The sequence below is a fragment of the Acinetobacter sp. 789_lipA genome (assembly GCF_058242845.1).
Genome location: NZ_JBZAYS010000001.1, coordinates 2,582,496 through 2,605,088 on the forward strand (window position 1 = coordinate 2,582,496; position 22,593 = coordinate 2,605,088).

The 22,593-nt window shown below is 40.1% G+C and carries 14 protein-coding genes and 4 pseudogenes; 5 read left to right on the forward strand and 13 right to left on the reverse strand.

What is annotated here, in order from left to right; all coding sequences use genetic code 11:
- Window position 1: 1 nt before the first annotated feature.
- Complete coding sequence (locus AC4CUZ_RS12560; RefSeq protein ID WP_114837086.1) at window positions 2–1,021, reverse strand: alpha-ketoacid dehydrogenase subunit beta; 1,020 nt, start codon at window positions 1,019–1,021, stop codon at window positions 2–4.
- Between the two features lie 15 nt (window positions 1,022–1,036).
- Window positions 1,037–1,999 (reverse strand): thiamine pyrophosphate-dependent dehydrogenase E1 component subunit alpha, encoded by a 963-nt coding sequence (locus AC4CUZ_RS12565; RefSeq protein WP_114837087.1) that lies wholly within the window; start codon window positions 1,997–1,999, stop codon window positions 1,037–1,039.
- A gap of 341 nt (window positions 2,000–2,340) precedes the next feature.
- Between AC4CUZ_RS12565 and lipA the strand changes: the two genes are divergently transcribed.
- Window positions 2,341–3,315 carry a lipoyl synthase gene (lipA, locus tag AC4CUZ_RS12570; protein ID WP_004979608.1) on the forward strand — a complete coding sequence of 325 codons (975 nt, stop codon included), beginning with the start codon at window positions 2,341–2,343 and terminating at the stop codon, window positions 3,313–3,315.
- A 233-nt stretch (window positions 3,316–3,548) separates the two neighbouring features.
- Window positions 3,549–4,640 (forward strand): sigma-54-dependent transcriptional regulator family protein, encoded by a 1,092-nt coding sequence (locus AC4CUZ_RS12575; protein ID WP_004979611.1) that lies wholly within the window; start codon window positions 3,549–3,551, stop codon window positions 4,638–4,640.
- Between the two features lie 269 nt (window positions 4,641–4,909).
- Here the strand turns inward: AC4CUZ_RS12575 and istB are convergent.
- Window positions 4,910–5,681 (reverse strand): annotated as a pseudogene (gene istB / locus AC4CUZ_RS12580) (IS21-like element helper ATPase IstB).
- Window positions 5,681–6,169 (reverse strand): annotated as a pseudogene (locus AC4CUZ_RS12585) (DDE-type integrase/transposase/recombinase); the annotation flags it as partial. The pseudogenes istB and AC4CUZ_RS12585, both read right to left, overlap by 1 nt.
- A 53-nt stretch (window positions 6,170–6,222) precedes the next feature.
- On the opposite strand from AC4CUZ_RS12585, the gene AC4CUZ_RS12590 reads away from it, so the two are divergent.
- The gene (locus AC4CUZ_RS12590; RefSeq protein ID WP_490747670.1) at window positions 6,223–7,248 is read left to right on the forward strand and encodes an IS30-like element ISAba125 family transposase; all 1,026 of its coding nucleotides are present in this window, start codon (window positions 6,223–6,225) and stop codon (window positions 7,246–7,248) included.
- Here the strand turns inward: AC4CUZ_RS12590 and AC4CUZ_RS12595 are convergent.
- From AC4CUZ_RS12595 to AC4CUZ_RS12620, 6 genes and pseudogenes are all read right to left on the reverse strand, one after another.
- A pseudogene (locus tag AC4CUZ_RS12595) lies at window positions 7,246–7,710 on the reverse strand (IS5 family transposase); the annotation flags it as partial. The gene AC4CUZ_RS12590 and the pseudogene AC4CUZ_RS12595 overlap by 3 nt on opposite strands.
- A gap of 164 nt (window positions 7,711–7,874) precedes the next feature.
- A complete protein-coding gene (locus tag AC4CUZ_RS12600; protein ID WP_287166405.1) occupies window positions 7,875–10,541 on the reverse strand; it encodes an excinuclease ABC subunit UvrA in 2,667 nt (888 codons plus the stop codon).
- 42 nt (window positions 10,542–10,583) lie between these two features.
- Window positions 10,584–10,742, reverse strand: a complete 159-nt coding sequence (locus AC4CUZ_RS12605) for a hypothetical protein (protein WP_004979619.1) — start codon at window positions 10,740–10,742, stop codon at window positions 10,584–10,586.
- Window positions 10,743–10,835: 93 nt separating this feature from the next.
- Complete coding sequence (acuI, locus tag AC4CUZ_RS12610) at window positions 10,836–11,813, reverse strand: acrylyl-CoA reductase (NADPH) (RefSeq protein ID WP_078389309.1); 978 nt, start codon at window positions 11,811–11,813, stop codon at window positions 10,836–10,838.
- Window positions 11,814–11,896: 83 nt separating this feature from the next.
- Window positions 11,897–12,541 (reverse strand): acrylate utilization transcriptional regulator AcuR, encoded by a 645-nt coding sequence (gene acuR / locus AC4CUZ_RS12615; protein WP_078389310.1) that lies wholly within the window; start codon window positions 12,539–12,541, stop codon window positions 11,897–11,899.
- A gap of 670 nt (window positions 12,542–13,211) precedes the next feature.
- Window positions 13,212–14,150 (reverse strand): LysR family transcriptional regulator, encoded by a 939-nt coding sequence (locus AC4CUZ_RS12620; RefSeq protein ID WP_490747671.1) that lies wholly within the window; start codon window positions 14,148–14,150, stop codon window positions 13,212–13,214.
- Window positions 14,151–14,353: 203 nt separating this feature from the next.
- On the opposite strand from AC4CUZ_RS12620, the gene AC4CUZ_RS12625 reads away from it, so the two are divergent.
- Both AC4CUZ_RS12625 and AC4CUZ_RS12630 read left to right on the forward strand, forming a co-directional pair.
- On the forward strand, window positions 14,354–17,830 hold the full coding sequence (locus tag AC4CUZ_RS12625; protein WP_419380739.1) for an indolepyruvate ferredoxin oxidoreductase family protein: 3,477 nt from the start codon (window positions 14,354–14,356) through the stop codon (window positions 17,828–17,830).
- A gap of 177 nt (window positions 17,831–18,007) precedes the next feature.
- Window positions 18,008–18,706 carry a DUF1826 domain-containing protein gene (locus AC4CUZ_RS12630; protein ID WP_279692705.1) on the forward strand — a complete coding sequence of 233 codons (699 nt, stop codon included), beginning with the start codon at window positions 18,008–18,010 and terminating at the stop codon, window positions 18,704–18,706.
- Between the two features lie 118 nt (window positions 18,707–18,824).
- On the opposite strand, the gene AC4CUZ_RS12635 is transcribed toward AC4CUZ_RS12630, so the two are convergent.
- The 3 genes and pseudogenes from AC4CUZ_RS12635 to AC4CUZ_RS12645 form a co-directional block, all read right to left on the reverse strand.
- Window positions 18,825–19,883 carry an asparaginase gene (locus AC4CUZ_RS12635; protein ID WP_201703322.1) on the reverse strand — a complete coding sequence of 353 codons (1,059 nt, stop codon included), beginning with the start codon at window positions 19,881–19,883 and terminating at the stop codon, window positions 18,825–18,827.
- A 282-nt stretch (window positions 19,884–20,165) separates the two neighbouring features.
- Window positions 20,166–20,312 (reverse strand): annotated as a pseudogene (locus tag AC4CUZ_RS12640) (zinc ribbon domain-containing protein); the annotation flags it as partial.
- Window positions 20,313–20,324: 12 nt separating this feature from the next.
- Window positions 20,325–22,511 (reverse strand): TonB-dependent siderophore receptor, encoded by a 2,187-nt coding sequence (locus tag AC4CUZ_RS12645; RefSeq protein ID WP_490747672.1) that lies wholly within the window; start codon window positions 22,509–22,511, stop codon window positions 20,325–20,327.
- Between the last annotated feature and the right edge of the window lie 82 nt (window positions 22,512–22,593).

Here is a 22,593-nt window from a genome sequence, read left to right on the forward strand (position 1 = left end):
CCTAAGCCTCCAACGTCTTACGTACAGCCTGTTCGATGCGTTCTACACTGGGTAGCCATTCTTTTTCTAATACTGGTGAAAATGGTACGGGTGAATGTGGTGGAGTGACTAACTCGATTGGTGCTTTAAGATAATGAAAGCCTTTCTGTGCAATGAGTGCAGCCACATCATGTCCGAAACCGCAACGCGCCGCAGATTCATCTACAATCACTACGCGACCTGTTGACGCCACTGATTCTAAAATGCCATCTTCGTCTAATGGAGAAATGGTTCGAGGGTCAACCACTTCAACCGAAATGCCTTCTTTTGCGAGCTTATCCGCAACTTCATTGGCACGATGCACCATCAAGCTTAAGGCAATAATGGTAATATCAGTGCCTTCACGGGTGTAATTTGCGACACCAAAAGGAATAGTGTAGGCTTCATCTGGCACTTCGCCCTTAATGTCATACAACAATTTGTGTTCACAAAAGACTACTGGGTCATCATCTCGAATGGCTTGAATCAACAACCCTTTCACATCATAGGCACTTGAAGGCACCACCACTTTTAAACCAGGCACTGAGGCAAACACGTTATATGGCGACTGAGAATGCTGCGCTGCTGCGGAAAAACCTGCACCGATCATGCCTCGTACAACGAGTGGCGCTTTGGCTTTGCCACCAAACATATAGCGGAATTTAGCCGCTTGGTTATACAGCATGTCATAACACACGCCGTAAAAATCCATGAACATTAAATCTGCCACAGGTCTTAAACCCGTTGCAGCAGCACCTGCCGCCATACCAATAATCGCCGATTCTGTAATCGGGGTGTCAATGACTCGCTCAGAACCAAATTCAGTCCATAAGCCTTTGGTTACACCAAGTACACCGCCAAAACCTTCCAGTTTATTGTCATCGGTATTTTTGCCACCATGCCCACCACGAACATCTTCACCGACCACAATGACACTCGGATCTCGGCGCATTTCTAATTCAATTGCTTCTTTAATCGCGTTTCGATAACTTTTATTTGACATTTTTCTACTATTCCTTTAGTAAGAGACGTAAACATCAGTAAGTAACTGAGAGACTTCTGGGTACTTAGCTGCGCGTGCTTTTGCAACGGCATCGTCTACATTGGATTTAGACTGGGCATCAATCGCATCCAGTTTGGCTTCGTCAATTTTATCCTTGACTTTTTCACGGAATATTTTCAATGGGTCTTTATGTTCTTTGACATAATCCAGTTCTTCTTTGGAACGAATAAGCCCCGGATCACCTTCAAAATGTCCATAAAAACGGTTGGTTACCGTTTCAATCACACTCGGACCTTCACCACAGCGGGCACGTTCAATGGCTTTTTGTGCAACTTCATACACAGCAAAAAAGTCTGTTCCATCTACTTTTTCAGCAGGTAAGCCAAAACCTGCCGCTCGACCTGCAATGTCTTTACTGCCTACGGCATAGTCATGTGCAGTACCTTCACCAAAACCGTTATTTTCAAAAACAAAAATGACAGGGAGCTTTAACACGACAGCCATATTAATGGCTTCAAAAGTTAAGCCCTGATTTGACCCGCCATCACCGGTAAATGATAGACCAATCCCACCATTTTTCAGTGTTTTAGCACTTAAAGCTGCCCCAATAGCCAAAGGTGGACCACCACCCACAATACCGTTTGCACCGAGCATGCCTTTATCTAAGTCCGCAATGTGCATTGAGCCGCCTTTACCACGACACAAACCATCATCTTTGCCAAAAATTTCTAACATCATGGCGTGAATGTCACAGCCCTTAGCAATACAATGTCCATGACCACGATGCGTTGATGTAATGAAGTCCTTGTCTGTTAAATTTTCACAGATCCCTACGGCAATAGCTTCCTCACCGCTATATAAATGGATGAAACCGGGAATATCACCTGTATTATTTTCATCGTGAAGTCGATCCTCAAATTCACGAATGTCGCGCATTCTTTTGTATGCTGCTAGCAATTGCTCTTCCGTTAATTGCATATCTTTGTTCCTTATTAACTACGCTTAAAAGAAAATCCAAAAATTAATGGTTGGATTTTTAAACCGTATATTTATATAAATATATTTTTATTTAATTTCATATTAGACTAAAAAAATATAATGCATTAAGAGATGGGAAAAATATTAAAAACAGAAGGTTATGAACTTAAAAATTTTTTAAAATTTTACAATGGTTCAATCACATATGAAAACAAACCTTTAACCAACCTTTATTTTATATGATAAGTTTTTTGCACTGTTTTAATATTATTAAAGCACCTAAAAGAGCTTATTTAATATCGGGATCTATATTAATTATTTTAAATGATGGAGTGTTTGTAATGGATTTAAATAACACAGTGTTAACTGGAAAAAAGCTACGTGGCGCTGAAAAAATGGCGCGTATTCCAATTAAAGTTGTTCCAACAGAAACGACACCGAAAAAGCCAGAATGGATTCGGACTAAAATTAGTCAACCTGAGGAAGTTCAAATCATTAAGGATTTATTACGACAACAGAAACTACATACGGTTTGTGAAGAAGCGGCCTGCCCTAATTTGCCACAATGCTTTAGCGGAGGGACTGCAACGTTTATGATCATGGGAGATATTTGTACTCGCCGCTGTCCATTCTGTGATGTCGCACATGGTCGTCCTAATATCCTAGATCCTAATGAGCCAAAGCATCTGGCTGAAACAGTCAAGAATCTAAACTTAAAGTATGTCGTGATTACTTCTGTTGATCGAGACGACTTAAAAGATGGTGGCGCACAGCATTTTGCAGATTGCATTCGAGAAATTCGTCAAACCAGTCCAGAAACTCTGATAGAAATTTTGGTTCCTGATTTTCGTGGTCGTGCAGATATTGCCCTGAAGATTCTGAGCCAAAACCCACCCGATGTTTTTAATCATAATATTGAAACCGTTCCACGTCTGTATAAAGCCATGCGACCAGGCGCTGACTATAAGCACTCATTGGATTTACTCAAAAAATTTAAACACTATTGTTCTGAAATTCCAACGAAATGTGGTTTGATGGTCGGTTTAGGAGAAGTCGAGGCTGAGGTTATTGTGTTATTAAATGATTTGAAAGATTATCAAGTGGACTATGTCACAATCGGTCAATACTTACAGCCATCTAAATCTCATGCGCCAATTCATCGTTTTGTTACGTTGCAAGAGTTTAAGCATTATCAAACACATGGAGAGCGCTTAGCGTTTAAAAATATTTGGAGTGCGCCATTAGTACGATCAAGTTATTTTGCAGACCGTCAGTATCATGGTGAAGCTGTGCCTAGCCCTTACATGAGCGAATGAATTTTCATCCTATTTACGTTTATTAACATTTCAGATGGAAATAGCCATTTTCAGCTCATAAGAACACTTTTAAAGTAACTCAAGGACTGGTAAAGCCAAAAGATATGATTTAACCAAGCAAAGATAAAAGCATTTAAAATTGAAGCAAGAAGAAATGACGTAAATGACTATAAATTTGGAAACTCATTTCTAAAATTTAAAAATATTACAGTCTGATCATAAAGGAATATGATATGAACCTGTTCAATACCGCATCTGCAAAAAATCTGCAAACAACCCATTTAATTAATCAACATACTGTTCATGCCGCTCCTGTTTTAGCCTTACCTCCAGAAGATAAAACTTCTTTATTTCGCCGCTCTATCCAACATAATTATGCCGACTTACTCAAAATAGCTGATGATTCAGATATGGCGATTGGTCTCACAGATCATCAAGGTACTCTCTTATGGACATGGAGTAGTTCTGTAATGCTTTCTTCTGCCGAACAGGTTCATTTTATTGAGGGTGGGCATTGGTCTACACAGGCTGTTGGGACCAATGCGATAGGTATGACTTTAAACAGCCAAATATCAAGTTGTGTCTATTCTCATGAAAACCAAATGGACAGTGTTCGAGATTGGGTTTGTTATGCCGCGCCGATCTGGGATCCGACATCAGGGCAATTTCATGGCATTATTAACCTTTCCACAAAATATAAAAAACATACTCCTTTGGGGCTGCTTGCAGTTGAACGCTGTGCGGATTTAATACAACGAGCCATAAAGTTTGAACAGCAGAATTTTTTATACATTAAGGCGCTAGGCTCGCCTTGGGTTCAATTTAATGGGCATACCTTGAACTTGAGTCACCGTCAAATTGAAATACTTTGCATTTTAGCTTTGCACCCCCATGGCATTGGTTTAGAAGAGTTACACTATGCCCTTTATGGTGAGCGTAGTGTCAGCTTAAAAACCCTAAAGGCTGAGCTTTCACAACTTCGTAGCCTATTACCTCATTCAATTGAGCCTCGGATTTATAGGCTTAGCTGTGAAGTCCAATGTGATTTTTTAAGTGCTGAACAATCATTAAATGCAAATCTTATTTCCAGTACATTCTCGCTATATAAAGGTAGCTTTCTCTCTAAATCAGAAAGCCCTTTACTCAGCACTTGGAGACATTGTTTTGATGCCCGTTTAAGCCAGTTGATCTATCAAATAAAGGATATCGATCAATTATTAAGAATTATTGGGCAAACACATGACCGAATTGATGCGGTACAGCGTTTATTAGAGTTATTACCACAGGACAGTATCCACCGTAATTATTTTTCAAATCTGATTTAGATTTGATCTGTTGCTTCAACTCTAAAGTTTTATTGTGAAGCAGATTGAAAAGGAAGTATGATTTTCATACTTCCTTTAATAAAATTTAAAATTGAGAACTAAATACAGTGAAGTCTAGTAATTCACTTATCCAGCTTTGACACCTAGTTTGTCGCTGCAAGGTGTATCTATGCCATTACTACAGCTTTGCCGTTGTCAACGGCATTCTAAAATTGCCCCCCCTTTTACCTTACAAATGGCAAAGTAAAATTGACCCCCTTGATTTCGTATTAAGTTTCAACCTGAGGTTGAATCCCTATTCTTTTTTATCTTCAAACGATAACTCTCACCCGATATTTGTACCACATGACAGTGATGCAATAACCGATCTAACATCGCAGCGGTCAACGTGACATCATCTGCAAAGGATTTGGACCATTGGCTAAATGGTAAGTTACTCGTCAATATCGTACTGGCTTTTTCATAACCCTTGGCAATCACGTTAAAGAATAGATTCGCTTCTTCACGTCCAAAGGGTAAATAACCAATTTCATCGATAATCAGTAATTTCGGGGCGAGTATCACGCGTTGCATATAAGTTTTCAATTTACCTTGCTGATAGGCTGTACTGAGTTGCAGCATGAGATCGGCGGCGGTAATAAACTTGGTTTTGACATTGTTCATGATGGCCTTATAGCCTAATGCCATGGATAAATGCGTTTTCCCTACACCGCTAGCACCAAGAAACACCACATTTTCTGCTCTCGGGATAAAGCTCAGCTTGAACAACTCGACCACCTATGATTTGGGAGCACCCAGTCCATAATTAAAATCGTAACCTTCCAGGGTTTTGACTTGAGGCAGGCCTGAGAGTTTCATCAGTACCTGCTGACTGCGCTGTTGCCTGGCAGCATATTCATGCATCAGCATGGTTTCAACAAAGTCGGCATAACTTCCATCCTGACCTAATGTTTGTTGCGCATGATGAGACCATTGTGACGCAATTGTATGCAGACTGAGCTTCTGGCAAAGCTGCTCTATACGGTCGTATTGCAGATTCATCAGGAAACTCCTAGCAACTGCTCATATACCGATAACGGATGCGGCAAACTCTCGTAGGGCATTACATGCTGTGCCGCTGCAACAGGTATAGTGCCAGAACCCGTATCTGATTGCGGTAATGGCGTAAATCTTTGCTGCTCCTGTTGCAGTCGAACAGCCGGTTTTTCTTGCGTGGTGGCATGAATCCGCTGATTGGCGGTTTCATGCAGCCACCAGCCAATGTGGGCATTGGCAACATCAACATCTAACAGTAAACCCGAAGTCTTCAGGCTTGCTTTCAATGGCACAATAAAGCTTGATTTGAGGTATCCATTAAAGCGTTCAACTTTGCCTTTGGTCTGTGCACGATAGGACTTACATACGCGAGGACGAAAGCTGTACTTCTTGGCGCAGTCGAGCAGTTTGGGATTCCATTTTTGCTGCCCCTCCTGATAGGCGTCCCGTTCAATCATGATCGTTTTAGCGTTATCAAACAGGATTTCCTGAGGGCAGAGTAAAACTTGAAGTGCGACATAAACCACCTAATTAATTTAAAAGGTTTATGGAGTATATAAAATTGTCATACCATCATCTTAACTTTGAAGATCGTACTGCATTAATGCTTGAGTCAAGAAAAGAAGGCTTTTCAGCCAGAAAATTTGCTGAACTTATTAAAAGACATCCTAGTACGATCTATCGTGAGCTTAAAAGAAATAGCATCAATGACGTTTATCAAGCTCAATATGCTTCTGATAACACTTTTGCTAGACGTAGACGTGGTCACAGAAAACTCAAAATCGATTCAATCCTCTGGAAATTTATTGTTGAAGCGATCCGTTGTTTATGGTCTCCTCAGCAAATAGCAAAGCGTTTAAAGACATTTCCTGATTTGGATCAAACAATGAATGTAAGCCATACAACGATTTATTCAACGATACGAGCATTACCCAAGGGTGAGTTGAAAAAAGACTTATTATCCTGTCTGCGTCATGAAAATAAAAAGCGAAAAGCTAACGGTGAACCTAAAAAAGATTCTATATTACAGGATATTAAAACTATTCATGAGCGCCCAGCCGAAGTTCAAGAAAGAAAAATACCGGGTCATTGGGAAGCTGATTTAATTAAAGGTAAAGACAATAAAAGTTCGATAGCAACACTTATTGAACGAAATACACGGCTCTGTATCTTGGCAACATTACCTGATGCAAAGGCAGAATCAGTGCGCAAGGCTTTAACTGAAGCTCTGAAATATTTACCTGCAGAACTGCGTAAAACGTTGACCTATGACCGTGGACGTGAGATGTCAGAACATAAAATACTCGAAGAAGATTTAGGCATAGATGTATATTTCTGTGACCCACATTCACCCTGGCAAAAAGGCACATGCGAAAATATGAATGGTTTAATTAGGCAATATTTACCTAAAGGGATTGATTTAAACCAGGCAGATCAGCATTATTTAAATCAAGTTGCCATGTCACTGAATATTCGTCCTAGAAAAGCGTTAGATTGGCTTACACCATTAGAGAAATTTTCTCAGCTTATTGATTATCATAAGACTTTTGAAACTGTCGCACCTCATGTTTGAATTCGCCCCAATATGTAGTTTACGCCATTGGCGACGATATTCAGGTCCATGTTTCTTGCGTTTCCATTCGCCCTCACCTAGAAACTTCATCCCTGTAGAGTCCATGAGTAGATGCAGCCCATCGCTACTTTTTTGGTAACTGATTGCAATATCAATATGCTTTTGTCTTCTACAAAGCGTGGTGTAATCTGGTGGTGTCCAATTTAATCCGCAAAGTTTAATCAGACTTTGCACAAAGCCAGTGACAATACGTAAAGACAGACGAAATAAAGATTTAATCATTAAGCAGCATTGGATGGCTGCGTCGGAGTAGATTTGATTTCGCCCTTGTTTGCCTTTTGATGGAGCATATCATTGCGTAGCAGGATCAAACCAAATGGCAATATTTCCTCGACTCATGAGTGCTCGGTTATATGCGGGCCAATTGGTTGTGCGGTAGATTTTGTGTGTAGGCTTCTTCATTTGAAAATTATATCGCTGAAAAAAACGTTACAGATAGGGTTGTGCAACAAAGCCCTTAGTTGAAAAAAACTTTTAGATTTCATGCACACACCACCTAAAATAAAAAATATCTGATTGATTTTACAGGATTTTAATTTAAGTCTTTATTCTACTCACTCGCAATATCAACGTTTAGTATCACGACTCACTAACTCATTAACTAAATATGGAGCAGTACGGCTATCTTGATTTTCTGTTATTTGTTTTGGTGTTCCTGCCACAACAATATTCCCACCAGCATTTCCAGCACCTGGTCCCACATCAATCACCCAATCTGCTTGTGCAACGGCACGCATATCATGCTCAATCATAACCACGGTATTACCCGCATCGACTAATCGCTGCAATTGAACTAACAATCGATCTACATCTGATGGATGCAAACCTGTAGTTGGCTCATCAAGTATATACAGTGTATTTCCACGCTGATTGCGTTGCAGCTCGGTCGCCAATTTAATACGTTGCGCTTCTCCACCAGATAGTTCAGTCGCTGGTTGCCCTAAACGTAAATAACCAAGGCCAATTTCCTTTAATAATTGTAGTGAACGAGCAATCGAGACCTCTCCATCAAAAAAATCACGTGCTTCATTGACGGTCATTCCTAATACTTCAGCAATATTACGTCCATTCCAGCGAATTTTCAGAGTGTCATCATTATATCGAGCACCATGACATGTCGGACAAGGGGCATATACACTTGGCATAAACAATAATTCTACACTGACAAAGCCTTCACCTTCACAAGTTTCACATCGCCCTTTAGCCACATTAAACGAAAAACGTCCAGCATCATAATGAGCTTGGCGAGCTTCAGGAGTCCCAGCAAATAACTTTCTAACATGATCAAATAAACCCGTATAAGTTGCCAGATTAGAACGTGGAGTACGGCCAATTGGTTTTTGATCAACCTGTACCAGACGCTGTATAGCCTCCACATCACCAGCCAGAGAACCCTGTGTAACCTCGGTAACCAACATTCCTTCATTTAAAGGATTATTTTCATTATTGTTTTCAGTTTCAGATTCATTGCCTAAATATGAAAGTACTAACTCGGGTAAAGCTTGAGAAACGAGACTAGATTTACCTGAACCTGAAATACCTGTAACTGCTGTAAGTACACCAAGAGGTATACGAGCATCAACATTATGCAGGTTATGTCGGTAAATATTGTTAAGTTCAAGCCAACCAGAGGGTGTACGTCCATAACTTTGAGTAACTGGGATTTTATTAAATAAATAACTTGCAGTACGTGAAGCTGAAATCTCACTTAAACCCTGAGGTACTCCACTATATAAAATATTACCACCTTGCTCTCCTGCATCTGGTCCAACATCCACTAACCATTGAGCACGACGCATGAGCTCTAAATCATGCTCTACAACAAATACGGAGTTTCCAGCGTCTCTTAATTTATCGAGAGAATCATATAATGACTGACTATCTGAAGGATGTAATCCAGCAGACGGTTCATCCAGTACATAAACTACACCAAATAGCATAGAACTTAATTGTGTTGCTAAACGCAAACGTTGCAACTCTCCAGCTGAAAGAGTTGGCGTGGCTCTATCTAATGTTAGATAACCAAGGCCTAACTGGCGTAATTGATTTAAACGGCCCATCACACCACTTGCTAAACGCTGGGCAGCAATTTTCTTTTCATCTGAAAGTGCTGACGTACGTCTTACATCTGGAGATACAGAATGCACTGCTCTACCTGTTGTTGCTCGTTCAGCTCTATCAAGTTGAGTTATTTTATTATTAATCCTTTCGCCAGCATCATGAGCGTCGAAATCGCCAAGAACTATAGGTTCAAGCAGACAAGTTAATTTATCCAAAGAAAGTTGCATAAACTCACCAATATCTACTCCAGCAAAGGTAATAGATAAGGCTTCTGGCTTAAGTCGTTTGCCATGGCAGGAAGGGCATATTTTTCCTTCCATAAAACGTGAAACACGTTTTTTCATCAACGTACTTTGGGTATTAGCAAAAGTATGTAGAACATAACGACGAGCACCAGTGAAAGTGCCCATATAGCTAGGTTCTAATTTACGTTTAAGTGCAGATTGAGTCTCAGCGGGGCTTAAACCAGCATAGACAGGAACTGTTGGGGTTTCTTCAGTAAATAAAATCCAATCTCGATCCGATTGCGGTAAATCTTTCCATGGTCGATCAACATCATACCCTAGGGTTACTAGGATATCGCGTAAGTTTTGCCCGTGCCAAGCAGGTGGCCATGATGCGATAGCTCTCTCACGAATACTGAGTGTCGGGTCAGGAACCATTGTCGATTCTGTAACTTCATAAATGTGACCTAAACCATGACAGGTAGGACAAGCACCTTGAGGAGTGTTCGGTGAAAAGTCCTCGGCATATAACATTGGCTGATCGGCAGGATATGCACCAGCACGCGAATAAATCATTCGCACGAGACTTGATAAAGTTGTTACACTTCCAACAGAAGAACGGGTATTACTTGCACCACGTTGTTGTTGCAATGCTACTGCTGGTGGTAGACCATCAATAGCATCAACATCTGGTACTCCGGCCTGATCTATTAAGCGTCTTGCATAAGGTGCAACAGATTCGAAATATCTTCTTTGTGCTTCAGCAAAAATAGTTCCAAAAGCAAGTGATGATTTTCCTGAACCCGATACACCTGAGAAAACAACAAGTGCATTTCTTGGGATAGAAACATCTACATCCTTAAGGTTATGCTCACGTGCACCTCGAACTTCAATACAATTATTAGATAAAGTAATGTTATTGTGTTCACCAAAAGAATGTATTTTCATGTTTCTACGAGCCTGTAAATTATTTTGTGTAAGTCCCATTTTTTATAAATGATCTTTTAATCGATCATCGAACTGAATCGTAAAACAATTCATTGCTAAACTAATACATTTAAATATGGCTGTCATTTGGTTTAAATCTTCAGGAGTTTTTAAACCTTTAGCTAATTCAGCTGTCATACTTTTGATTGTAGCTTCATCCATGTGAAGTACCTCTTTTTATTATCCTCAGTAGGATAAATGAAAATTAAGTACTTACACAAAATTTAGAACAGTCCCACAACTCATTTTGTTGAACTATATCTGTACAACAACTCTACCTCGAATTTTTCCATCTAAAATTTCATTTGAAATATTTAAAGCATCTGTTAACTGAATTTCAGTCGTTACTGTTTCTAATTTTGTTTGATCTAATTCTGTAGCCAAACGTTCCCATGCTTCTTTTCTTAATTCGATTGGTGCCATCACGCTATCAATTCCATATAAGGTAATCCCTCTTAGAATAAATGGAGCAACTGTTGCTGGAAAATCCATTCCGCCTGCCAAACCACACGCAGCAACTGCACCACGATATTTTGTACTAGCACATGCATTGGCTAAAGTATGGCTTCCAACAGTATCAATCACGCCAGCCCAAACTTCTTTGTTTAATGGCTTTCCTGGGGAAGATAATTCAATACGATCAATAATTTCACTCGCACCTAGATAGGTTAAATATTCTGACTCTTGAGGTCGACCAGTTGAAGCTGTAATCTCATAACCAAGATAATTCAAAATAATAATGGCAATACTACCTACTCCACCATTTGCACCTGTCACTAAAATTTTTCCATCACTTGGTTTAATACCATGCTTTTGTAAAGCCATGACACATAACATTGCGGTATAACCTGCTGTACCAATAACCATCGTATCTTTAAAAGAAAAAGCAGAAGGTTTTTGTATGAGCCAATCACCAGAAACAGTGACTTGCTCGGCTAGCCCTCCAAAATACTTTTCACCCACTCCCCAACCATTTAGTAGAACTTCATCTCTTTCTTTCCATGCTGGATGTTTTGATTCAATCACAACACCCGAAAAATCGATGCCTGGGGTCAAAGGAAAACTACGCACCACTGGTGAACGCCCAGTAATGGCTAAAGCATCTTTATAATTGAGTGTTGAATATTTGACTTCGACTCTAACCTCTCCTTCTTGTAAAGGCTTTGATGCAATCTCAGTAATTTGTGATGTGTAACCTGCTTCATCTTTAGTAATTACAATACCTTTGTACATAGAACTTCCTCTCTATTTAATTAGACTGCTTATCTAGAATTAATTAAAAAAATAAATACAGACGTCTGCATTTATTTTTTTAATTAACTTTTTACGTGATTTTGTTGTTTTACAGCTAAAGTAAACAAGCGATAAAATGCATCTAAGGGACTTGTTGATTTGACCAAACGCGCTCTTAGAACTGCACCTTCCCACCCAATCCAAAACTGATAAGCAGCTTCATCGCAATCAGCTAGGCTATATTGTGAATTTGACTGATGTAGGCAATCAGAAACTAATTTCTCCCATACCTTAAAGATACTTTCGATTCGGGCAATGATTTCTTGTGGCAAATACGACACTTCTTGTCCTAAGTTACCTAAAATACAACCTCGTTTAAAATCATATTTTTGCATTTTTTCACCCGCATCTTTTACAAAATTTTGCAGCTTTTCTAGTGGGGAAAGATCAGTTTGACTTAAAAACTTATTCAATCGCTTCACAAAATAAAGCTCATAAGCATCTAAGACTTCTAAAATAAAAGCCTCTTTATTTACAAAATAATGGTAGAAAGACCCTTTAGGAACTTGGACTGATTTCATGAGATCGTCCAAGCTCATAGCATTCATTCCACGTTCGGTCAGTAACTCGATACCTCGGCGGATTAAAACTTCTTTAGTGTCTGCATAGTTACAACCGTGTTTGGTTGGTCGACCACGTGGTCTTTTGGGTAAAGAAGAATAATTCATATAATGAAAATAGACTATGTGACTAGAAATATCAACAATAAGATTATTTGATTGAAAATTTTATCTAAACGGCATCTATTTCTTTGCTGGGAGAACTTAGCCTTTTATATAAATGTACTTAAAAATTCTACGAGTTCATGAACTCATTTTTAATAAATTCCTATTACTTTTATTCAAAATATTGAAATTAATAAATATATTGTAAAAATAATTTATAAACTAGATTTTAGGTAAACATAAGTTAAATCCGATACCAAAGGCTGTGGCCTACGCAACGCAGTTGGTGCTACAGCTCGACATCGTGAATCTCAGTAAAATTATATTCACAATGCCGAGTACGCTAATGAACATAATATACGTTATGCCGAAATCTACGCACGCAACCTATCAATGTGATGATCTAACTTGATAAAAAACTGTTTGAGCTGATCTATTTCTCTATCGTTGTCTAATTCTGAATTTTGCAGTTGTTCTAGCACGGTCTCCAGTAGATCGCGCATGTACTCATAGTCAGCCTTGGTTAAAACACCCTTTGATCTGTCATAGCTTCCAGTTTTGTAATGTCTCTGTTGATCAATCTTTACTGGCATCTTATCTATGGACTGTAGTTTGTGGTAAATCTACTTTATATTTAATGTTTTGCTTAAAGATTTGAATCGAGAATTTAGAATTATAAAAAATAGTCTGTATCACTTTGAATTTTAGGTGAAACATGCTGTTCAACCCAGGTTAACCATGCTCTTGTTTTAGCATCTATAAAATGACGCGACGGCAGCAAGGTATAAACACCAATATCAGGTGATCTCCAATCTGCTAAAACACGGCGTAATCGCCCAGTACGTACAGCCTCAATTACAGCAAAGGTTGGAAGTAATGCGATACCCATGTCTTGTTGCACCATGTCCAGTAATAGCTCTGGTGTATCTGCAATCAATTGGCCTGTAATATCGATTTGATACGAGCAACTATTTTCACTGACTAGATGCCATTGCGGTGTAATCGATGGATTAACCAATCTTAAACATGCATGTTTTTGTAGGTCATCTAATGATTTGGGTTCGCCATATTTTTCTAAATAGGCTGGTGATGCACAAAGTAATGAAAATATTGTTCCAATTCGGCGAGCAACAAATCTTGAGTCGGCCAAAGATTCAGTGAGATATAAACTGACATCAATTCCTTTGGCTAAAAGGTCTGGTACATTCTGCGAAGTACGGTATTCAACCGTAAGCTCGGGATAGGTTTGACAGAACTCAGCCAGCATCGGAGACACATAATGATGACCAAAACTGGCCATACTCAAAACACGTAACTTGCCCTGCGGTTTGCTTGCCATTCCCATGGCTTGAGCTTCAGCCTCTTCCACCATTGCGAGTACTTGACGACATTGCTCTGCATAAGTTGCATCAATATCGGTCAACGCATGCTGTCTGGTCGATCGTTGTAGTAATTTTGTACCTAGACGCCCTTCTAACTCGCTAATGAGTCGAGACACTTGCGCTGTTGTCAGTTCCATCTGCTCTGCGGCAGCCGTAAAGCTGCCACTATCAATGACTTTTAGGAAAGCATGCATTGCATGCAGTAATCCACCCTCAAGATTTTTGCGCATAACGTAAATATGTTTTTCTTAATTACGCATTGTTGCACCAGTCTGGATCACCCACAATGACATTAATGTACATACATTGAACAGTTTCATTGTCTTAAGTTGAACTGATCAATCTTTTTTCGAGTATGTCATTTACTCCAAATATTCAACGGGATGTTGAGAAAAGAAAGTAGCTCGATCTACAAAATTCAAAGGAGATATAAATGAATATAGCGACAAAATTTACCCCAAATAAAATTCCAACCAAGGATGTGTCACTTGAAGATAAATATCTCAGTGATGACGGTACTGCTTACATGACAGGTATTCAGGCCATGGTGCGTTTACCACTTGCGCAAACACGGCGGGATACTTTAAACGGTTATCATACTGCTGGTTTTATTTCTGGTTATCGTGGTTCCCCTGTCGGAAATTATGATAATTTTCTCTGGCAAGTTGAAGGCATACTCAAGGACCATCATGTGGTTTTTCAACCTGGTGTAAATGAAGATCTCGCTGCTACTGCAATTTGGGGTACCCAACAAGCCAATCTCGCAGGTCAAGGTAAATATGATGGTGTAACCGCATGGTGGTATGGCAAAGGCCCTGGTGTGGATCGTTCTGGAGATGTTCTCCGTCATGCCAACCTTGCTGGAACATCACAACGAGGCGGCGTGGTTGCCTTTTTTGGGGATGATCATTCTTGTAAATCGTCGAGTATTCCACACCAGTCTGAACACGTGATGATCGGTTGTGGCATTCCTATTTTTTACCCAACCTCAATACAGCAAATTCTTGATTTAGGTGCACATGCGGTTGCCATGTCACGCTTTGCGGGTGTATGGACGTCGATGAAGTTAGTCAGTGAAATTGTCGAAACCTCTGCTTCTGTTCATGTGGATTTAGATCGAGTCACTCCTGTTTTACCCAAAGATATTCAAATGCCTGAAGATGGTGTCAATATTCGTTGGCCTGATCACGGCATTCAACAAGAAGAACGCCTTTATCAATATCGCTTACCTGCTGTATTGGCTTATGCACGTGAAAATCAACTGAATCAGGTAACATGGCATTGTGCTGATGCGCGTATTGGTATTGCCGCAAGTGGTAAAGGTTATTTAGATACGATTGAGGCTTTACGCATTCTCGGAATTGAAGGTGAAACGGCCCAACAGCTCGGATTGAGAGTATATCAAGTTGCTTTAATTTGGCCTTTAGAACCGCAAGGTCTGCGTGAATTTGCCGAAGGTTTAGAAGAGCTGATTGTTGTAGAAGAAAAACGCCCTATTCTTGAAGCTCAAATTAAAGATGAACTCTATGCGCTTCCAGATGGCAAACGACCTCGTATCATTGGTAAGGCGAGTGATGGAAAAGGTGAATGGAGTACATCGATTAATGAAGCGCCTTTGATTGGTCACTATGAGTTCCAACCTGAACCGATTGCAAAAATGTTGGCAGCTCGATTCTTAAAATTAAATCTTCCAGAAAGTTTAAAAACACAGATTGAAAATAGAGTTGAGTTGCTACAAAAAGCAGAACATGAATCATGGCGAGTTCTGGATATTGCAGAACGTAAACCTTTCTTTTGTAGCGGCTGCCCTCACAACTCATCAACTAAGTTACCCGAAGGCAGTCGTGCACTGGGCGGGATCGGTTGTCATTATATTGCCGTGTTACAAAATCATGGCACAGAAACGTTCACGCAAATGGGTGGTGAAGGTGTGAGTTGGGCTGGTGCTTCTCATTTCACCAATGAAAAGCATATTTTTGCCAATCTAGGCGATGGAACCTATTTCCATTCAGGTTATCTTGCCATACGCCAAGCGATCGCTGCAAAACTCAACATGACCTACAAAATTCTCTATAACGATGCAGTGGCAATGACAGGTGGACAGCATGTCGATGGTCATCTGAGCGTGGCACAATTAACACGACAACTCGATGCTGAAGGCATCACAAAACAAGTCATCGTCACGGATGAACCTGAGCTGATTCATGCCGAAGAAGGTATTGCGTCTCACGTCGAGATTTACCACAGAAATGAATTAGATGATGTCCAACGCAAATTACGTGAGATTTCTGGGGTTACGGCGTTAATTTATGTTCAAACCTGTGCCAGTGAAAAACGTCGCCGTCGTAAACGCAATGCTTACCCAGATGTAGCAGAACGAGTTTTTATCAATAGTGAGATTTGTGAAGGTTGCGGTGACTGTTCTAAACAATCGAACTGTTTATCAATTGAACCTGTTGAAACTGCATTAGGAACGAAACGTCAAATCAATCAAAGCAGCTGCAACAAAGACTTCTCTTGTGTAGATGGTTTCTGTCCAAGTTTTGTCACAGTCCATACCCGTGATATGAAACGTCCAGAAATATTCAAAGGTATAGAAGCTGGCTGGCCAGAAAAACCAATCCTTCCTGAACTTGATCATCAGCCAACTCGGATCATGGTTGGTGGTGTTGGCGGTACAGGTGTAGTAACTGCAGGCGCTTTACTGGGAATGGCTGCTCATTTGGAAGGTAAAGCTGCACGTATCATGGATATGGCTGGACTGGCTCAAAAAGGTGGTACGGTTTACTCCTACATACAACTTGCTACAGAAGATGAGCAAATCTCCGCAACCAAAATCCCTGCGGGACAATGTGATCTTTTGATCGGTGCGGATGCCATTGTTGCAGGCAGTAATGCAGCACTTTCTCGCTTAAAAGCGGATGCTGTTATCATCGTCAATGAAGATAGTTCCCCTACCTCTGATTTCCTTCAATCTCGTGATTGGTATGCGCCAATTACAGATTTGATTCACCGACTTCGTGGCCGAACGACTCAAGGAAAACTCACATCTTTACCTGTAACACGTATTGCCACACAGGTTTTAGGTGATGCAATCTTTGCAAATCAAATCTTACTTGGTATGGCTTGGCAAGCAGGCCAGATTCCGCTTAAACGCGAAAGTATTGAAAAGGCAATTCATTTAAATGGTACGGCTACTGAAAAAAACCTTGAAGCTTTCCGTATCGGTTGTCATCTGATGAATGATCCTGACTTAGCCAAACGAATTGTTGCAACGATACCAACAATGAATAAACCAACTACATTGGTAGAATTAGTGGATGATCGTTCTGCGCGTCTGGTCGAGTATTGGAATCAAGATTATGCAATGCAGTATCGAAATCTTGCTGAACAAGCTGCCAAAGTATTACCCGAAGAACTCGCTGGAACCATTGCGACACAGCTCTATAGGGTCATGGCGTATAAAGATGAATATGAAGTTGCACGCTTACTCACAGGAAAAAGTTTTAAACAATCGATTGAAACCCAGTTTGGTCAAGGTTTACGTTTAACCTATCACTTAGCACCGCCAGCTTTGGGTGCTCATGGCACCATACGCAAACGTGCTTTCGGATATTGGATGCGTATTCCGATGATGATTCTTGCTCGCCTACAATGGCTCAGAGAAACTATTCTTGATCCATTTGCTTTGCAGCAAGAACGTCAAAAAGAACATGCTTGGCGTGATCGTTATATCGCATTTGTTAAAGCCATTAGTTCTGCACCTGAAAGTTATGACTTATCTGTTGCTGAGCAAATCGCTCAATTACCAGCAGATGTACGTGGTTTTGGTCATGTCAAAATGCAAGCGATGGACACAGCGATACAACGTTGGGATGAGCTTTCATTCAGTCTTCGTAGAGAAAGTTGAGATGAGGAAGATTTATCATGTAAATCCTCTCCCTAGCCCTCTTCTTTTAAAGGAGAGGGAATTTCCATTGTAAATAAATGTTCACCACAACTCGATTTTCGCAAGAAGCCTAAAGATGCTCTCTTTCTTTGATACTAAGCGTATAATATTGCGTATGGTTTATTATTTAAGTCTGCTATGAAAAATCCGTTTTCTGACAACGCCCAAATTAGTGTAGTTTCTACTTTCTCTGAACTTGTAAATTCCAAATTTCAAGGAAAAATGAATGCACTTTGCTGGCATAGAGATTTGATTGGTGATTTTAAAGAAATTGTGGCTAAACTTGAGTTAAAAGAAAATATTACAGAAGTTTCTATTGAAGATCTTTTAGCGCTACAACTCTCAGAACAAGGAAATTTAGCAAGGGATATTCTCTTAAGTGATATTCAGCTCTTAACTGATTTCGGTGCATCCCCTACACTTAATTTACTAAAATGTTATGAACGTGATGACGAGCTAGACTTTATTTCAACAGATGTATATTCGTTTCATATAGATCGTTCACCCATAGAAACAGATACTTTCTTATGTACCTACCACGGCGCTGCAAGTGATATCGTGCCCAATGATCAAGTAGAACAAAAGATCTTGATTCCCGAGATCAGGGAAAAACTCAAAGAATTACATGATGGCCCAGAAGCAGAATTTGAAACTTTCCTGGAAGAGTATTTTTTTGATTTACATTATCAGTCTAAACCCAATGCAAAACCTGTGAATTTAGGCTTAGGACATCTTTGGCGCTTGGAGGTAGATCATCCTACACAAAAAGTCTTACCTTGTGTGCATAGAGCACCAGTTGAAAAGGATGGTGAGTATAGATTGCTGTTGATTTGTTAAATATTTATTCAATATAGAGTCGATGAATTTAATCTATTTATAGACGGTAAAAAAGCACCTTAAATTTTTAAGGTGCTTAGCTGAAAAGCATTACTATGCGAGTTCACAGTTATTGGGTTTAGTAATCCCAAAAAATGCGTTGGATTTCCTTTGCATCTTTTGTTTTTGTTAAAGCAAGTGCAGCAAGTAATTTAGCTTTTTGCGGGTTAAGATCATGTGCGACGACCCAACCATATTTGTCATCTGGTTGTTCTGCATTTCTAAGAACAAAACCTTGGGGTACGCGAGATGAACGAATAATTTGCACACCTTGTTTTTGTAAGTCAGTTAATGTTGGGACAATATAATTGGCTACCGAGCCATTCCCTGTACCTGCATGAATAATAGCTTTTGCCCCTGCTTTCGCATAAGCCGTGTATGCATCCGGCAACATATTGCCTGAACCATAAACAATTTGTACCAGCGGTAAGCTATCACCTTTAATATTTTCAATATTAAATTCTGAGCTCTTATTATGACGTTTTGCTGTATTTCTAAACCAATATGGTTTTCCTTCGACTAAGGTTCCGAGTGCACCCCATTGGCTCATAAATGCATTGGTATGGATATTAATTGTTTTTGAAACATCTCGTGCTGCAAAAATGTCGTCATTCATGAGTACAAAAGTTCCTTTACCTTTTGCACTATCGTCGGCCGCAAGTGCAACCGCGCTATAAAGGTTCAACGGGCCATCAGCAGAAAGTGCAGTACTTGGACGCATTGACCCGACCAATACAATCGGCTTGTCTGAATGAATCACTAAATTTAAAAAGAAAGCTGTTTCTTCTAAGGTGTCTGTTCCATGTGTAATCACGACACCGTTCACATCAGGCTTTTTAAGCAAGTCATTGACTTGACGTGCAAGAGATAATAATTCTTTATCCGTAATACTTTCTGATGCAACTTGCATTGCCTGCACACCAGTTACATTGGCAATGTTTTGGATCTGGGGAACCGCATTTAGTAATGCATCTACAGGAACTTTTGCCGCAGTATAAGTTGCACTATTGGTAGAGCTTGCACCAGCACCTGCAATCGTTCCACCAGTAGCGACAACAACAACATTATTTTTGGCAAATGCTACACATGGGAGTAATAGGCTTAAACTGAGTGTCAAAGCTGAAATCGTTTTTTTCATAGGTCATCCTTTTTGAGTCATTTTATTCTTAGCATTTTTCATACCATATTATAAAATTACTTGAAAAAGATCGGATTGTATAGGTGTAGAAATTGTATTTTTGGGCCATCACATTTCTTATCTTAAATACAAATAAGCAGCTACAACATGAATGATCTGACCTATGCAATCATCCAATCACTATGAATGGGTGATATTTCCGCCCACTTTCGACTAGCTCAAGTGGGGGTATTCTAAAAGCAAAGGCTCTTAGGTGACTTCCTCACGGATTTCGCTTGTTTTCTACTTCATAGGTCGACCTTTAATGTATCTTCCTCCCACAGACAAAACGGTACATCCTACCGCTAAAATGTTGCGAGAAGCGTTTATATCCGCATTCTCGCTAAAGCCACACTCAACACAGTTAAAGTTTGCCTGTATGCCTTTATTTAAAACTATTTATTAGAAGTTCACAGTCCATGAAAATTGTGCTGTACGTGGTGTGCCCAGAAATAAATAGTCATCCCCGAAGAAGCTTCCTGCATCTCGCCAATATTTTTTATTGAACAAATTATCAACATTCAGACGAAGCATATTGTCATAACCATAAGCACGGAAGTTATAGGCTGCACCCGCATCGAATACGGTATAGCCTGAAACTTTAACCGTACCCGTTTTGTTAGCATATTTACTACTACTGTATTGCATACCTGCGAGTAGACGTAAACCTTCTACTTGAGGCATTTGATAAGACACATGACTAGCAAAACGAACCGTCGGTACGTTTTGAGTTTGATGCCCTTTATAAGCATCTACTTGTACATCTTCCAAACGTGAACGAGTCAGAGCCAAAGTCGATATCATATCCAGATTTTCCGCAACGCGACCTTGCAAGCCCAATTCCAAACCTAGGTTATGCTGTTCACCATCGGTGACATAGTAGTTGTCTAAGTTGGTATATTGATGGTCTTGTGTTAAGTCAAACAACGCGGCAGTAATCAGTAGCTCTTGCCATTGCTGTTTAAGACCTAATTCATATTGAGTTGAACGTCTTGGTGCTAAGGTAACATAAGCATTATCTGTATATGCAGGCGCTTGACTGCCGTCGCTGATTCCTTTTGCATACGAAACATACAGATGAGTGTTCTGCCAAGGCTGATACATCAACGCGAACTGTGGTAAGAAGCGATTAAAGTCGGTGTCACGGATACTGTTGCCATCCGCAGCATAGGCACTTTCATTTAAATGTAAAAGCTTACCGCCCAGCAAAACTGACCATGCATCATTAAATTCGATTTGATCCAACAGGTTGAGGGCTGTTTGTTGACTATCCAAAGATTTGTAATGATTACCTAAGGCTTTATCCGTAGGTGTATAGCTAATAGGATCATCATAAATATTTCCTGTAGATTCAGAGTCCTTAACTACTGGTAAGTATATAGCATCATATTGAGTATGGCGTTTATAAGCATGGGATAGCTCTAAACTCAGGTTATGTTGCCATGCTCCAGTGTTAAACTTTCCGTTTAAGCCTGTTTTAAATTGATTGGTTAAATAGCTATCATCTGGGCTGCGGAAGTCATAAATGTCATAGTTCCCATTTTGGTCAAAACTATTACCTAGACCAGAAGTTTGACACACACTGCTGTAACACCCCCAAACAAAGGCTGAGTAATCATCTACAACCACACGACTTTGTGAAGCAGACAGATTGCCGCTCCAGTTATCATTGATTTGATAGCTGTATTTTAAACTCGTATTTAGACTTTCATTGGTGATAGGTTTGCTCCAGCTTTGATAGCCCAGTAAACGATCCCATTTCACTCCTGTCGGTACAGTTTTACCATCAAGTAGCTGATAGCCCGGTACTGAACGCTGTTTTTGACGCTGTGATTCAAGATCAAATTCAAGTTTTGAACGATCTGAAATTTTCCAGTCTAAAGCCAAGGAACCAAACAAACGTTTTCCATCAGCATGTTCAACATAGGGGTGAATATCTTCATAAGCTGCATTCACACGATAACCAAACTGTTGATTGTCCCCAAACCATCCACCAAGGTCAGTCGCCACACGACTACCGCCATGACTATCTGCATCAAGGGTCAAAGATTGGACATCTTTGGGGCGTTTGCTCACATAGTTCACCACACCGCCCGGCGTTGACATCCCACTTTGAATCGCACTCATGCCTTTTAGGATTTCAACTTGCTCTTTATTTTCAAGCGCTACATTTTGCTCACCGCGTAGCAAATTACCGTTCAGTAAATAACTTGATCCCGCATTTAAGCTAAATCCACGCATCACAAAGTTGGCATAATAACCAATGGGTGCATAGCCATCCCCAACGGACGCATCGTTCTTTACCACATCGCCCAGTGTTTTCGCATGTTGATCTGCGATCAGTTCAGCAGTAACAGTGTGAATAGATGCAGGAATGGCTGCAAGGTTTTGCTGACCAAACCCAGACAAATTAACTTTGGGCTGATAATAAGCCAGTTGTTCAGTCTGAGCAGTGGTTGTAATGGTTGCAAGTTGTTCCACATCACTCTCTTCTGCCGCATGTACCCATACCGAGTTCAGCCCTAGACATGAAAATGAACCAACCGCCAATAATGCTTTTTGTAAACGAGAAAATGGATACGTTTTCACTGTCGTTGCTAACCCCAAAAGATAAATTTACAGCCTGAATTTTGCGGCATGAGTATTCACAATTTTCTTAAAATGAACAAGC

What these genes read in the sequence shown, in the direction of transcription:
- AC4CUZ_RS12625 (WP_419380739.1), top strand. Translation starts at nt 14,354, where the DNA reads ATGAATATAGCGACAAAATTTACCCCAAATAAAATTCCAACCAAGGAT.
- AC4CUZ_RS12630 (WP_279692705.1), top strand. Translation starts at nt 18,008, where the DNA reads ATGAAAAATCCGTTTTCTGACAACGCCCAAATTAGTGTAGTTTCTACT.
- lipA (WP_004979608.1), top strand. Translation starts at nt 2,341, where the DNA reads ATGGATTTAAATAACACAGTGTTAACTGGAAAAAAGCTACGTGGCGCT.
- AC4CUZ_RS12590 (WP_490747670.1), top strand. Translation starts at nt 6,223, where the DNA reads ATGGAGTATATAAAATTGTCATACCATCATCTTAACTTTGAAGATCGT.
- AC4CUZ_RS12575 (WP_004979611.1), top strand. Translation starts at nt 3,549, where the DNA reads ATGAACCTGTTCAATACCGCATCTGCAAAAAATCTGCAAACAACCCAT.
- AC4CUZ_RS12605 (WP_004979619.1), bottom strand. Translation starts at nt 10,742, where the DNA reads ATGGATGAAGCTACAATCAAAAGTATGACAGCTGAATTAGCTAAAGGT.
- AC4CUZ_RS12560 (WP_114837086.1), bottom strand. Translation starts at nt 1,021, where the DNA reads ATGTCAAATAAAAGTTATCGAAACGCGATTAAAGAAGCAATTGAATTA.
- acuR (WP_078389310.1), bottom strand. Translation starts at nt 12,541, where the DNA reads ATGAATTATTCTTCTTTACCCAAAAGACCACGTGGTCGACCAACCAAA.
- AC4CUZ_RS12620 (WP_490747671.1), bottom strand. Translation starts at nt 14,150, where the DNA reads ATGCGCAAAAATCTTGAGGGTGGATTACTGCATGCAATGCATGCTTTC.
- AC4CUZ_RS12600 (WP_287166405.1), bottom strand. Translation starts at nt 10,541, where the DNA reads ATGAAAATACATTCTTTTGGTGAACACAATAACATTACTTTATCTAAT.
- acuI (WP_078389309.1), bottom strand. Translation starts at nt 11,813, where the DNA reads ATGTACAAAGGTATTGTAATTACTAAAGATGAAGCAGGTTACACATCA.
- AC4CUZ_RS12635 (WP_201703322.1), bottom strand. Translation starts at nt 19,883, where the DNA reads ATGAAAAAAACGATTTCAGCTTTGACACTCAGTTTAAGCCTATTACTC.
- AC4CUZ_RS12565 (WP_114837087.1), bottom strand. Translation starts at nt 1,999, where the DNA reads ATGCAATTAACGGAAGAGCAATTGCTAGCAGCATACAAAAGAATGCGC.